The sequence below is a fragment of the Anaerobacillus sp. QJM3NY_32 genome (assembly GCF_056173645.1).
On the sequence record NZ_CM149684.1, the window covers coordinates 3,935,551 to 3,949,589 of the forward strand.

A 14,039-nucleotide genomic window follows, 5' to 3' on the forward strand; every position below is an offset into this window, starting at 1 on the left:
AGTCCCCTTTTATCAACCAAAACAATGTTTTATTTATCTTACCATGTTCTTTATAAAGAATAAAGTGTTATTTATAAAGTCCGACCTTGGTATCTATTCTTAAAAAATTGAATTCACAAAAAAAGCTAGCACTCTATGTTAATTCAAAGAATGCTAACATTATATAAGAAATGAATATAATACAATTAAATAAACAAAAGGTTTAATTCATTGCTAGTACCTTTGTCACTAATTCTATTATTCGGGACCCCTTTTACATTAAAAGTATTAACAGAGCTCTTATTTGTTAAGTTGACCAGGGCACCCGTTGCAGTAATACTAGCCAAGTCCCACACCAATCCATCTAAGAAATTGTACTGTCCATTAATAATAAATAACTTTTTTGTAGCACTTGTTGGTTGAATTTGCATATTGGTAAAGTAGTTGCCTGTACATTCGTAAGGAATCGTTTCTCCACCAATAATCGTAATATTATTAACACAATCATCCAATGAAAAATTAGTAAATCGATTTGCATTCACATAACTAAAACCGCTAGTAGCTTGCACAGCCTCTAACTTTACTGCAGTGTTCATTCCAACTATTTTTATATTCTCAAAGTCCATAAAAGATATAGCATGACCTGGTCCATTAGAGTACAAATAGACACCGATTCCTTTATGACTTTCACTCCAGTTTACTATGGTTACATTCTGAACAACTGATCTCCACCAAACATTATAATACTTGTACTTTCCATCTAGATAAATAACAGCGGAGTTGAATTTAGAATCGTCGATTGCTACATACGCTCCTGATAAGGAAGAACCTCTTTCTAGTTCAATTACATTGAAGTTTCCATAAACAACAAATCGAGAACCATAGCCAAATTGAAGTTTTACCCCTTCCTTCACAATTATTTTTGAGGTAATGATATAATCTCGATCCGATAATTCGACCGTCTTCATATTTTGTCCATAAGCAAAGTCAATCGCTGCTTGTACGGTTTGAGAATCATTAGAACCAGAGAAAAGATCTGCATTTACACTGCTCACAACACCACTCCATTCTTAATGATTACAAATGTGATGATCCCAAAACCCTTTCGTTGCTTGTCTACTCACCACATTTTAATTATTATATGTATGGATTGATACGAATGAATGGGCTAGTAACTGTTTGTAGTGCCTTATTGTAGTAATCAATGTAGGTTTTCTACTTGGTGGTTCAATTCTTAAAATCGGCTATTTATATAAAATGAAAAAGTGCATACAAAATAGATCAGTAGAATGGTTATCTATGATTATTAAAATCACCTTCAAAGTCCTAGCCTGACGAAAAAGACCATTTGCAAAACAAAAAAAGCCTCTAGAATCCTTCCAAGGCTTTTTTGTACTATAGAAAGACACTCTTTACTAAAAGTGATGACTTATTTAATGGCATAGATCAGTCTCCATGGTGCCTGTCACCACTACCCCATCCGCGCCAACCGCTCATAAACCTCACGCAAATTCGTAAACCCCATCTCCTGAATTCTCTTCAAGTAATGACACCACAGCTCAGCTGTCATTTTGGCATCTCCCAGGGCATGATGGCGATCTTTCACCTCAATTCCGCAATTTGTACAGCACTCTTCTAATTGAAATCCTTTTAGCTCAGGATCAGCAATTCGTATTAAAAAGGAAGTATCCACAATGCGATGATCGAAACTGGCACGCATCAAACTCCAGGTGGCTTGTTGCATGAAAGACTGTTCATGCTTCGCATGATGCGCAACTAAAGTGTGCCCTTTCATAAATTCATAAAATCGAGCGAGCACATCTGAGAGGGGCGGTGCGGAATCCAGATCTTCCGCCTTAATGCCCGTTAATTCAGTAACCTCTCCGGATGGGGCGTTACTAGACTGAACTAATGAATAAAAAGTATCTTTTTCGATGGTTTCACCGGTTACTTTCACCGCCCCAATCGACAGGATGGTGTCCCCTTTATTCGGATAAAAACCAGTTGTTTCAAGATCAAACACAACGACTCGTAATTGATTTAAGGGTACTTCTAACGTGTTTTTCATTTTTATTTCTTTTTGCATCTGTCTTAGCATGGAAATATGATGAGGATTTGATTGATCTTGAATTGATGCGTACATGCTCGTATTCACCTTACCGGACAGCTGCTTTAAATATTGAACCATTTGATTCATCTTCATTTAGAACACCCTTTTTCGATGTGCTTTGTGGTGTCGTTGTAAAGCTCAATCCCTTTTTTCATAATCTCCTTAAGCTCTTTCTTCTGTTCTCTAGGAAGGGAATCAATCGTCACATAATGAACGGCTTCATAATCTTCTTGTTTTCCATAACGAAGTCGAAACTGTAAAAGCTGCCTAAATTTATCTTCATACTGCTTCCACTCCGAGCGGCTAATGTCTGATAAAGCACCAAGTCTTGCTAAAGTAGACGTCGTCATCACGCTCTCCTTCAATGCAAGAAGCCTCACTGCGTTAACATAGGGAAATAAAGCCGTCTGTTTTAAATTGATTTCTCCAGTATGAGTACCATGCGTTTCGACGAGTATTTGTCCGAATACACCGATCCCTTTTTGAAGCCTCATCGTATTTTTCAGCATTCTTTTTAATAAGTATGGTGATTCCTCGATATTAGAGTGAATGACTTGCTTTAAATCTTCAATAAACGTATACCGACCAACTAACACTCTCGCGTCAATAAAAATCAATAAATGACGAATGGCTTCAAAACTTTCATCATCCATCCAATTTTCAAGCTGCCTTTTCCACTCTTCTATTGATTTACACCAAAGTGGATTAGACGCCATCACATTTCCATCACAGAATTCATATCCAATCGTATTGAGACCAACCGAGATTTCTTTTCCAAGCTTAAGAAAATAGTTGCTCGCCTCTTCGCTCGTAACTTCATAGACAATCCCATGATCCTGGTCACTCCATAGCGCTTGCTCAAACCGCCCGCCGCTTCCCATTAAAAAAAATGAAAAAGGAGAGGGAGGTGGCCCCCACTCTTTTTTCACTTTCTCTACTGCTAGATGCACGATTTGACTCATCAGCTGATCATGGAAATGATTCAGTGCAAAATGATCTGTCGCAACGTTCTTGATTTGTTGTTCTCTCATTTTGTTTAGATCCTCATAAGTTTCAACACCGTCATCCATATCGACAGCCCCTTTGCATCTCAATTAACCGGATTTTGAGCTTTTTCCACCTTGTTGTACTGGCTGTTCGCTCGTCTGCAAGAATTCTGGATAGCCATAGCTACCGTGTTCACTCAGATCAAGACCGATAATCTCTTCTTCTTCAGTGACACGTAATCCGTTTAGCACTTTCTTAATGATCACTAAAAGAAGAAATGAAACACCAAAGGCATAAGCCCCACTCGCACCAACACCAAGCGCTTGAACGCCTAGCTGCTCGAAGCCGCCTCCGTAGAAAAGTCCTGGTTTCCCAACAGTCGCAAGTTCTGGCGTTGCGAACAAACCGTTTGATAACGTACCCCAAACGCCTGCTACACCGTGAACAGATAAAGCAAAGATGGGGTCATCCACTTTCCGTTTTTCGAAAAATCTCATGCTGTAAAATACGATCATTCCGGCAACTAATCCAATCACAACCGCTGCCCATGTGTCGACAAAGGCACAGGAAGCTGTAATGGCAACTAATCCTGCTAATCCACCGTTTAACATCGTTGGCACATCCGCTTTTCCTGTTACGGCCCACGCCACAACCAAAGCGGCTACCGCTCCAGCACCTGCTGCTAAGTTTGTATTCATGGCAACAAATCCAAAGAATGCAGCGTCAGCAGATAACGTACTACCTGCATTAAATCCGAACCAACCTACCCATAAAACAAGCACACCAAGCGCCGTAAATACCTGATTATGTCCGGCAATGTTGTTTGGAGAACCATCTTTATTGTATTTACCAATCCGTGGTTTTAAAAGAATCGTTGCGGCAAAAGCGCCCATTGCACCTGTAAGGTGAACAACCGTTGAACCCGCAAAGTCCTGTTTCCCATGCTCAGCTAACCAGCCGCCGCCCCAAATCCAGTGGGCAATCACAGGATAAACGAGGACCGAAAATAAAACCGCAAACAGAATATAAGCTGTTAGTTTCGCACGTTCAGCAAAGCCACCAAATGCGATCGTTAATGAAATACCTGCGAACGCTAACTGGAATAAGAAGAAAACTGGCGCCGAAAGTCCTAATCCCTCAATTTCATAACCTGAATAGAAAAAGTCCGTTAAACCGAAGAGAGCATTTCCTTCACCGAAAATTAACCCATACCCAACTGCCCAAAAGACTAACGAAGCAATCCCAAATGTGAAGATCGTCTTACCAGCAATATGGCCAGCATTTTTCATTCGTGTTGACCCAGCTTCAAGTAAAATGAAGCCACCTAGCATCAAAATAACGAGTACTGCTGAGAACATCACCCAAAGACTATTCATCAAAAACATCGAATCCATTCCAACTTCCCCTTTCACTTTTCAGAACCATAATCTTATTTTTAGAAAATGTTAATTAATCTGACATTTATTATTATAAGTATTTTTGCATGAACAAAAATTGTCTACAACAATCATGTCACATTATCTCTCTGACTATATGTTGAGGGGTGGTCAGATCACGTTGAGGGAGGTTTTCTAGGATTTTGTGAATATGATTAGTAGGGTTAGTTTAAAAAGCATATTAATCAAACGTTTGTTTAATATGCCATTTACCTAGTCTGAATGGGTACGATCATCATTATCCAATTTCGATCGTTTATATTTTTAAACTTAAAAACGGTAGCACAGATCTTATGAACAATAGTTCTACCGATTAACTGAATTTATTATAAAAAAAACAGGTAAGCTAAGTAATAGCTTCCTGTTTTTTTATATGGAGATCAGTTTTAGCTTACGAGAGTTCACTAAGAACAGCCCTTTTCCCTACTTATGTAAGAGATTTTAACTCTAAAATGAACCATTAGTATCATTCAAGAACTGTGAAAAACATGGTTTTCCCTCATATTAGTCCACCGCTCTCATTTATAAAAAGTAAGAAACCCAAAGCCAATCGGCATGGGTTCAAAATGGAGGATACTGAGTAGTTTAAGTATCAACACGAATCACATTCATTGCACGTTCGGATAATTGCTGAACATAATCATTATCCAGCTTTTGATCGGAAAGAACGTGATCGATCATATCCAACTCTGCAAAACGAGCGAATGCCTGGAGACCAAACTTGCTATAATCCACCATCACAAAATTAATATCCGCACTATCTAACATTTTCCTCTTAATGCGAGCTTGCTGTTCATTTGATTCACTAATTCCTCGGCTTAGATGGATACCTTTACAAGAAATGAAGGCTTTATTAACATGATAATCCTCAAGCGAAGCCTCAGCGAGTGGACCAAGATAAGACATTGATTTAGCATGTAAAGAATCACCGAGACGGTTCTACTGATTCACTCTCTATTCCTAATAGAAAACCAGTTAGCTCATCAATGAGGTGGTGATTTAACTGGTTTTTTGATTAGTATTTGCGAAAATCTGTTTATACTTTCAAGTGCCTCATGAGCACCACCCCCGTGATTTCCAATTTCCTTCATTTCAAGACAAACCTCTATCTACAGTAATTTGATATTCTTTCATTTTTCTCCAGAGTGTTGATCGACTCATACCTAGACTCTTTGCAGTTTTGCTACGGTTATATTGTGTTTTAATTAATGTTTGTAGAATGCGTTCTTTTTCATTGGTTGGATGGTCATCAAGTTTTCCAGGTGAGGTGTTGTGAAGAACTGCTTTTACATCTGACTGAGTAATATTAGGCGTGTATAGCACAGCTAATCGCTCACAAATGTTATAGAGATGTCGCACATTTCCTGGCCATGAATAATGCATTAATAATTGTTTCGCTTCTTCTGTAATTTCAATCTCAGGATAATTTTTATGGTAATAATCTTCGACCAAGAAAGGAATATCACCTTTATGTTGTTCTAAGGTAGGCAATTCAATCCTTAAAACATCCAATCTATAAAACAAATCTTCTCTAAATCGATTCTCTTTCACTAAAGTTCTTAAATCTTTGTTCGTTGCAGCGACAAGACGAATGTCTACTTTAATAACCTCATCACTTCCTACCCGCATAAATTCCCTTTCTTGTAGAACACGTAGGAGTTTGGCCTGAAGGGTTAACGGTATTTCGGCGATCTCATCTAAAAAAATAGTTCCACGATGAGCGATCTCAAAAAGTCCAGCCTTTCCATTTTTATTAGCTCCAGTAAAACTTCCAGACACGTAACCGAATAGTTCACTTTCTAGGAGCTGTTCAGGTATAGCCGCACAGTTAATTGCCACAAACGAATTGGAAAATCTGTTGCTTTCACGATGTATACTTTGAGCAAATACTTCTTTACCAGTACCACTTTCACCTATTAAAAGGATATTCGAATTCGTACGACTATATCTTTTTGCTACTTTTATAATTTGTTTCATTCTTTCTGTTTCTCCAATAATCTTTGAAAAAGTGAAACTCGCTGTATGACCTTTACTATAAATTCGTTTTCTTATACTGCCCTCTAGTAATTGTAGGTCTTGAACCGCTTGAATTGTAAATACAATATCAGATACTACTTCTTTAACTTTAATAAAGCGTTTATTGATATTTAGCATTATTTTGTTGTATTGAAAAACCTCATTTGTATACTCATTTGTATCTTGCATTAATACTTTAAACTCCGGTAAAATAGTTGTGTTTTCTATTTTTTGTTCATTAGTAGTCTTGTCGAGGTCCATTAATTGGGCTGCTTTAGGATTCAACATTACGATTTCGTTACTCTCATTTATCACAATAACCCCATCGCTAGAACCATCAAGGATCGCCTGTAATCTTTTTGCCTTTTCTTGTTCTCTTAAAGCTGTGATAACCATTATCTTCGCCTGTGTAATTGCTTGCCACAGCGCCTCGGGACTTGATTCAATTACCATATTATCAATTTCTAAATCTTCCGCATATTTACACGTTTTAATTCCACCTAGGATAATTTCACAACCACTAGCATGAGCTTCTTTTACCAAATAACTCCCGTTCCAATTAGTACCCAGTCTATACGTTTCGATAGGTGCATCAAGTAAATCATATATATTATTTAAACCTGCTAACATGTTGCTTGCAGCAATGACACCTATTTTCCTTCTACCAAATTGCTCACTACACTTACGAATGGTGCGAAGTATATCAGAAGAAGAAACAGCGATTTCAACAATTGGGATATTCCCAGAAACTCTCCTTAAAATTTCAGCTAGTAGTCCCCGAGTAATAATAATATCTGCATGGATTTTAGCATGCTGATTTTCCTCAGCAATTACAATCTCCTCAAACTCAAATAGATATTTTTGTTGATTTGAATCTAATTCATCATGTTCTTTAAAAATAGTAGCAGCATCTTTGATAAAGTCCTTGCACGGAACAACTAAAGCAATTTTAATCACTTAATTTCCCCCTTCTAGTTCGTATAGTAGCTTTTATTATGGGGCCATGGGATAGTAACTATATTTCACTATTAAAAAACGAATGAACGCAAGAGATAGCGCTTACAAAAAACGCAGAACACCATAGGAAGATGCCCAATTAAAAGTTTTCTTAATCGTAACATAATTACCCTTCCTTTCTCGTTTAATGACACAAATTGTTGAAACAAATATGTCTCATTAAACAATATTATGAACCAATGAAGTACTAAATTTATACTTAATAAACTCACAACCCTTTTAAACTGCGCTTTTTGAATAATATATAAAATCATAAAAGTTGGCATACTTCTTGCTACTTATATAAACGAAAACAATCGAGGAGGGTTTCAAGTGCTAAAGTTAAACAATGTATTTAAAAACCGTGTAAAGGATCAGCTGTTAGGTAATAAAAAAATGTCCGCTGGGTGGCTACAAGCCTCAAGTCCCATAACTGCAGAAATTATGGCGAAATCTGGTTTTGACATTTTAGTAATTGATATGGAGCATGGACCAGGAGATATAATGTCATTGCTTCATCAGCTCCATGCATTATCAGGTTATGAAGTAACACCTTTTGTAAGAGTACCATGGAATGATTTTGTAGTAATTAAAAGAGTTCTCGATGCCGGAGCTCACGGAATATTAGTTCCCTATGTCAACTCCGTAGAAGAAGCCAAACAAGCAGTAAAGGCTTGTAAATACCCTCCCGAAGGCTTTAGAGGGATTGCGCCAAGTCCGAGGGCTGGAGGGTTTGCTATGAATGGTAAAGATTATCTTGAACACGCAAACGCACAAATCAGTTTGTTTGTTGCAATTGAAACGAAGGAAGCAGTTGATAATTTACCAGAAATCTTAAATGTAAGAGGAATTGATGGGATATTTATAGGACCAATGGATTTATCTACATCTATGGGTTACTTTGGGAATCCCCAGGCATACGAAGTTAAGGAGACAATTAGTAAAATAGAAAAGTTAGTATTACAATCAGACAAAGCCCTGGCAACGGTTGCGAGTAATATTCATCAAGCTAAGGATTTATATGAAAAAGGTTATCGTATTGTGGTTATGATGTCTGATACTACGACTCTAGGAGAACTCGCAAAAAACACAGTATCAAAATTCAATGAATTATATCCAAAACATTAAGAAAGTTATGGGGGGATAATAATGATTAACACGGAACCACAGTATAATCCTCAACCGGAAAAAGTTGAATTCAAAAAATTGACGTGGAAACAAACACTGAAGTCTCTAGGACCTGGGGTAATTTTTATGTTAACAGGGCTTGGTGCTGGAGATTTAGTAGATTCCTCGGTTGCAGGTTCACATTACGGATATGCTCTAATGTGGGTTTTAGTAATTGCTTGTATGATTAGATTTATCGTTGTCAATATTCTGACTCGTTTCGAACTTTGTAACATCGAAAAAATATCATTATTTGAAGCCTATACAAGAATTAGTAAAATCTATCCGTTCCTATTTATGACAATGGCTATTGTATTAGGGCATATGGCTATTTCAAATATGGTGAAGGGATCTGGTGAGGCACTCTATTATATTTTCAACGGTTTTGGAAGCCCTTTCTTTTGGTCAGTTATTGTGATTATCTCTTGTTTTTTCCTATTGAGAACGAACGTTTATTCTCAACTTGAGAACGTCATGAAAGTTTTATTGGCTGTTATGACCATAGCATTTATCTACCTAGCGCTTACGAGTACTCCAGATCCAAATGAATTAGCAAAAGGCGTTTTTACATTTGAAATGCCAGAGGGAACCGGTTTGTTTGGTTCGTTAGCCATAACATTATCAATGATTGGTGCAGTAGCTGGCTCAATAGTTAACTTTCTATATCCACGTTCCATCCGTGCAAAAGGTTGGAATAATTCATCATATAAGAAAATACAAAGAAATGAATTGCTTTTCACCATAATTATAATGGTTGTTATCAATCTATCTATTTGGGTGGTTGGTGCCGAAATTCTTCGTCCGCAAGGTATTGAAGTAACATCATTAAGTGACATCGCAAGGGCATTAGAAGGAGAGTTTGGACGTATAGGTGGACTTGCATTTTACCTAGGAGTTTTCGGTGCATTATATAGTACAATACTTGGCATTATCCACGGCTATAACAATGTTGCCATGGATAACCTATGGATTATAAAACCCGAAAGAAAAGAAAAGTATTCCACAACTGAGAGCGATCCTTTATACAAGTACATTGCTATATTTTTCATGTTTTCAGCATTTATTTGGTTTATACCTGGAATGCCCGGCTTCATTGAATTAACCTTAATGACCACAATTCTACAAGCAGCATGCCTTCCTGCTATAGCAATTGGATTGCTGTTTCTAGCTACAAGAAAAAAATATTTACCGACTCAATTTCTTAATAATTGGTTTGAAAATATTGTATTGATTGGAACTACAGTCCTTGCCTTATGGAGCTCATATAAAATAGTAATTGAATTATTTTGAAATCCAGAAAACAACAAAAGGTGGTAATGAATTTAATGGACAGGAAAATAATTGTCTTAGACGATGATCCAACCGGAGTTCAAACCATTCACAATCTTTCCGTATATACCTGCTGGGATATTAATTCCGTTAGGGAAGGTTTCAATGAATCTAAGGAAATGTTTTTTATTTTAACTAATTCAAGGAGTTTTTCAAAAGAAAAAACGATTAAAACACATCAAGAAATAGCTAAAAATATCGTTAAGGTTTCGAAAGAAAGTGGCAAAGAGTTTGTAATTATTTGTAGAGGAGACTCCACTCTTCGCGGCCATTATATCTTGGAGATGGATATTATCTCTGCGACTATTAGAGAGTTAACAGGACGCGAAATGGATGGACAAATCATTTGTCCAAGCTTTTTTGAGGGCGGACGTATCACGATTGACAATGTTCATTATTTAAAAGAAAATGATAAATTAGTTCCTATAGCAGAAACTGAATTTTCCAAGGATAAGACCTTTGGTTATTACCATTCGCACCTTGGATTGTATATCGAGGAAAAAACCAATGGACTATATAAAGAGAATGAGTGTATGTATATTGATCATAAAGAATTGAAAAAAGCAAACATATATCCATTAATGAATAAACTAGATTCCATAACAAATGAAAAAAAAGTAATTGTGAATGCCACTGAGTATAGTCAGTTAGAATTTTTTTGTGAATCGTTGCGACTGTCCCTTGCAAACAAGAAAAATTTCATCATCAGATCTGCAGCTTCTTTTGTTAAAGTGTTTGGAAGAATTCCTGACAAACCATTATTAACAGGTAAGGAATTACTGAATACAAACAATCAAAACGGTGGTTTAATCATCGTTGGCTCTCATGTAGACAAAACAACTAAACAACTGAAAGCACTAATGGATTCAAATCTACCAGTAACTTTTTTGGAATTTAATATTCAAAAAGTGATTAAGCAAAATGAAAAAAAGGTTATTCAAACTATATCAAATCAAGCACAGAATTTAATTCAAAAGGGGCAGAATGTAGTTATCTTTACAAGCAGAGAAGTATTTATATCGAAGGATATGGACGATGAGGACCTATTAGAAATTTCCGTTCAAATATCCAATGCCCTTAGTAGTATTGTAATGAAGCTTGAAAGCACACCTTCTTTTATTATTGCCAAGGGAGGAATTACCTCTAGTGACATAGCCAAAAAGGGCTTAAACGTAAAAAAAGCTCAAGTTCTAGGTCAAATAAAGAAAGGAGTACCAGTTTGGATCACTGGAATTGAAAGCAAATTCCCCAACTTCCCATATATCATCTTCCCTGGCAACATTGGAGAAGATTCCTACCTTAAAGACATTATCGAAGAACTCGGGAAGAGGGAGACACCTACTTCATACTAAACTATAACCTATAAATTAGACACTATGAATAACGTTCTCTCTTGAATTGCAATCTATAATATAGATAGTTGAAACCTTCAGGGGGGGTTCGAGACCACTCATAAAGGCTAAGCGAGAACACCTGGGGGACAAAGGGACAGATAGAAGCCACTGAAAAACGACTCCTAAAAATAGGAAAATAATAAAATACGAAAGAAAAAGCCCCCAAATTTGGTAAGATAGAATTGACTAGAAACCATCTACCAAATTGGAGGCTTTTTCTTATGCTCACTCATAATAAGCAAGCTAGTTTATACTCCATATTATATAATAAAATTCCCGAAAATCATACGCTTAAAGTCATTAATGAATCCATTGATTTTAGCTTTATTAATGACTTACTTGAAGATTCCTATTCTAAATACTACGGTAGACCAGCTAAAGAGCCTGAACTAATGGTGAAGCTGTTAGTTCTACAATATTTATATGATTTATCCGATGAACGCTTAATAGAAGAAGCTTCCTTAAATCTGGCGTATTTATACTTCTTAGGTATAAACCCAGAGGATGAGTTGCCTGATCCGAGTTTATTATCAAAGTTTAGAGTTCACCGGTTAGGAGATTCATTGCTAGATGAAATTTTGGAGACGATTAACCGTCAGTGTGTGGATAAAGGAATCATTGAATGTACAGGTCTAACCATAGATACAACTCATACAGCAGCACATACATTCCAGGCCACGCCTGAAAGAGTTATGAAACGTCTGGCAAAGAAAATCTATCGAAACCTCGATGAAGAAAATGGTTCTGTTCCAGAAGAAGTGGACCAAGACATTCCAAATTACAAGGATATTGAGAACCACCGAGAAGCTAAACAGACGATGAAAGATCATTTAGAAAAAACGATGCAACAGGTAGAAGAAACCATAGAACTTGCCGATCACCCGAAAACCAAAAATACTATTGAGAATGCCAAAGAAATACTTGATGATCCTAAATTCCTCCAATCTAAAGGAGTACGTTCTATTGTTGATCAGGAAGCACGAGTAGGTCACAAGAGTAAAACGAAACGATTTTTTGGTTACAAAATGGAGTATATGATGACAACCGAAGCACGCATTATTACGGCTGTTCATGTAGATCATGGAGCTTATGTAGATGGAAAAGTGTTTGACGAACTATTAGAAAAAACCAAGAAATCAGGGTTAAATATAACCGAATTTTTCGGTGATAAAGCTTACTTTCGTAAGCCTATTTTAGATAGCATTGAATCATTGGGAGCTACACCATATATTCCAGTTAGCGAAATGGCTTATAAAATTGATGAAGACCGCTTTAGTTACAATAAGGATTCAGATGAATGGTTTTGTGATCAAGGGAACAAGACCATCAAAAAGTATCATAAAGTGAGAAAGAGTGGAAAGCAATCACTCAAATACTATTTTGATCGTGAGACATGTAGGAACTGCCCTCTTAGGGATGAATGCATAACTGCAAACACCTTGGCGAAGATTATGGAAGTCGGCGTGAACACACCTGAATTCTATCATTATAGTCAGCGTCAAAAGTCTGATGAGTTTAAAGAGAAGTATCGAAAACGAGCTTGTCAGGAATGGAAAAATGGGGAGATGAAGAACTTCCACGGATTAGATTGTGCCAGGTGGTACAGTCGATTAAGTATGTCTAAACAAGCCAAGTTAACGGCTATAGCCGTTAATCTGAAGAGGATAGGTAAAATCCTATCCTCTGATAAAGCTAAATATGGTATATCTTTTTCCAATTTATTGGATTATCAAACCACAAAAACTCTTAGGCTCAAATTAGGGGGTAAAAAACACCTCTTTTTTCAGTGGCTTCAGCCTGTCCCCATGTCCCTTGAGAGAACTAGCAGAGCCGATCGTTGATGGAAGAGGCATCATGCCGTATGCCCAGCTTCAAAGCAAGCTCGACGTCATGGTCCCAGAGCACGTTCCCGTACATGGAACCTCTCTTTACTTCAAAGGACTAACAGATGACGTCATCGATACGCTGCTAACAAAAGTTGATCAAGCACCAGCGCCAAGTATACTGGTTCAACTCTGGTCTCTCCACGGCAAAATAAACCGTGTTGCTTCAAACGCAACGCCATACGCCATCCGTGATGCCAACTTCGTTCTACTTACCGATATTATGGCAATGGATGTGGAACTCGATCTATGCAAACAGTGGGCAGATTCGGTTTATGGAAGTCTACTGCCATCCTCCCATCACGAAGCCTCTTACTTAAATGGCATTACGCCAAGCGAGAATGTGGTCAAAGCTGCGTTCCGTGGGAATTACGAGCGTCTAGTGAGCGTTAAGAATATGTATGATCCTAGAAATGTGTTTTGTCATAATCCTAATGTTGTGCCAGGGAAGTAATAGAGAAAGGTAAAGCTAAAACACTAGCTATTTGGATGTGGTGTCTTAGCTGAACGGATTTTTCTTTTTAAGATAAAGAAGCTCAAGAATCAGTAGATTCTTGAGCTTCTTTTACTTTTAATGTTTTTACTCATTCTAAAAGCGAGAACTAACCCCTGTTACAATCTTTTATTCAAAGTAATAAACTTTAGGGCATGGAGAGAAAGGTGGAGAACGGCGTTTCCCGCTAGCATATATTAAAATGCTTTTTGCAAAACGATTAAACCTACCGATTTTTTAGTTTTTCTT

General features: G+C 37.2%; 9 protein-coding genes and 2 pseudogenes. 5 read left to right on the forward strand and 6 right to left on the reverse strand.

Annotated features, from left to right (window positions below):
- Positions 1–185: 185 nt before the first annotated feature.
- From AC0VYH_RS20215 to AC0VYH_RS20240, 6 genes and pseudogenes are all read right to left on the reverse strand, one after another.
- On the reverse strand, positions 186–1,034 hold the full coding sequence (locus AC0VYH_RS20215) for a hypothetical protein (protein WP_475373013.1): 849 nt from the start codon (positions 1,032–1,034) through the stop codon (positions 186–188).
- A gap of 416 nt (positions 1,035–1,450) precedes the next feature.
- Entirely contained in the window at positions 1,451–2,182 is a 732-nt protein-coding gene (locus tag AC0VYH_RS20220; RefSeq protein ID WP_475373014.1) for an exonuclease domain-containing protein, read from the reverse strand.
- On the reverse strand, positions 2,179–3,159 hold the full coding sequence (locus AC0VYH_RS20225; protein WP_475366040.1) for a DUF294 nucleotidyltransferase-like domain-containing protein: 981 nt from the start codon (positions 3,157–3,159) through the stop codon (positions 2,179–2,181). The genes AC0VYH_RS20220 and AC0VYH_RS20225 overlap by 4 nt, the downstream gene beginning before the upstream one ends.
- 24 nt (positions 3,160–3,183) lie before the next feature.
- On the reverse strand, positions 3,184–4,470 hold the full coding sequence (locus tag AC0VYH_RS20230) for an ammonium transporter (RefSeq protein WP_475366041.1): 1,287 nt from the start codon (positions 4,468–4,470) through the stop codon (positions 3,184–3,186).
- A 627-nt stretch (positions 4,471–5,097) separates the two neighbouring features.
- Positions 5,098–5,433: pseudogene (locus AC0VYH_RS20235) on the reverse strand (DeoR/GlpR family DNA-binding transcription regulator); the annotation flags it as partial.
- A 171-nt stretch (positions 5,434–5,604) separates the two neighbouring features.
- Positions 5,605–7,485 (reverse strand): sigma 54-interacting transcriptional regulator, encoded by a 1,881-nt coding sequence (locus AC0VYH_RS20240; protein WP_475366042.1) that lies wholly within the window; start codon positions 7,483–7,485, stop codon positions 5,605–5,607.
- Between the two features lie 372 nt (positions 7,486–7,857).
- On the opposite strand from AC0VYH_RS20240, the gene AC0VYH_RS20245 reads away from it, so the two are divergent.
- The 5 genes and pseudogenes from AC0VYH_RS20245 to AC0VYH_RS20265 all read left to right on the forward strand — a co-directional run bounded on the left by AC0VYH_RS20245 (position 7,858) and on the right by AC0VYH_RS20265 (position 13,751).
- A complete protein-coding gene (locus AC0VYH_RS20245; protein ID WP_475373015.1) occupies positions 7,858–8,652 on the forward strand; it encodes an HpcH/HpaI aldolase family protein in 795 nt (264 codons plus the stop codon).
- A 21-nt stretch (positions 8,653–8,673) separates the two neighbouring features.
- A complete protein-coding gene (locus tag AC0VYH_RS20250; protein ID WP_475366044.1) occupies positions 8,674–9,981 on the forward strand; it encodes an Nramp family divalent metal transporter in 1,308 nt (435 codons plus the stop codon).
- 35 nt (positions 9,982–10,016) lie between these two features.
- Positions 10,017–11,372 carry a four-carbon acid sugar kinase family protein gene (locus AC0VYH_RS20255; protein WP_475373016.1) on the forward strand — a complete coding sequence of 452 codons (1,356 nt, stop codon included), beginning with the start codon at positions 10,017–10,019 and terminating at the stop codon, positions 11,370–11,372.
- A 263-nt stretch (positions 11,373–11,635) separates the two neighbouring features.
- A pseudogene (locus tag AC0VYH_RS20260) lies at positions 11,636–13,174 on the forward strand (IS1182 family transposase); the annotation flags it as partial.
- A 94-nt stretch (positions 13,175–13,268) separates the two neighbouring features.
- Positions 13,269–13,751 carry a BBE domain-containing protein gene (locus tag AC0VYH_RS20265; protein ID WP_475373017.1) on the forward strand — a complete coding sequence of 161 codons (483 nt, stop codon included), beginning with the start codon at positions 13,269–13,271 and terminating at the stop codon, positions 13,749–13,751.
- Positions 13,752–14,039 lie beyond the last annotated feature (288 nt).

Excerpts from the sequence above, each read along its gene's own strand:
- AC0VYH_RS20220 (WP_475373014.1), bottom strand. The coding sequence starts at position 2,182 with ATGAAGATGAATCAAATGGTTCAATATTTAAAGCAGCTGTCCGGTAAG.
- AC0VYH_RS20265 (WP_475373017.1), top strand. The coding sequence starts at position 13,269 with ATGCCGTATGCCCAGCTTCAAAGCAAGCTCGACGTCATGGTCCCAGAG.
- AC0VYH_RS20250 (WP_475366044.1), top strand. The coding sequence starts at position 8,674 with ATGATTAACACGGAACCACAGTATAATCCTCAACCGGAAAAAGTTGAA.
- AC0VYH_RS20225 (WP_475366040.1), bottom strand. The coding sequence starts at position 3,159 with ATGGATGACGGTGTTGAAACTTATGAGGATCTAAACAAAATGAGAGAA.
- AC0VYH_RS20255 (WP_475373016.1), top strand. The coding sequence starts at position 10,017 with ATGGACAGGAAAATAATTGTCTTAGACGATGATCCAACCGGAGTTCAA.
- AC0VYH_RS20230 (WP_475366041.1), bottom strand. The coding sequence starts at position 4,470 with ATGGATTCGATGTTTTTGATGAATAGTCTTTGGGTGATGTTCTCAGCA.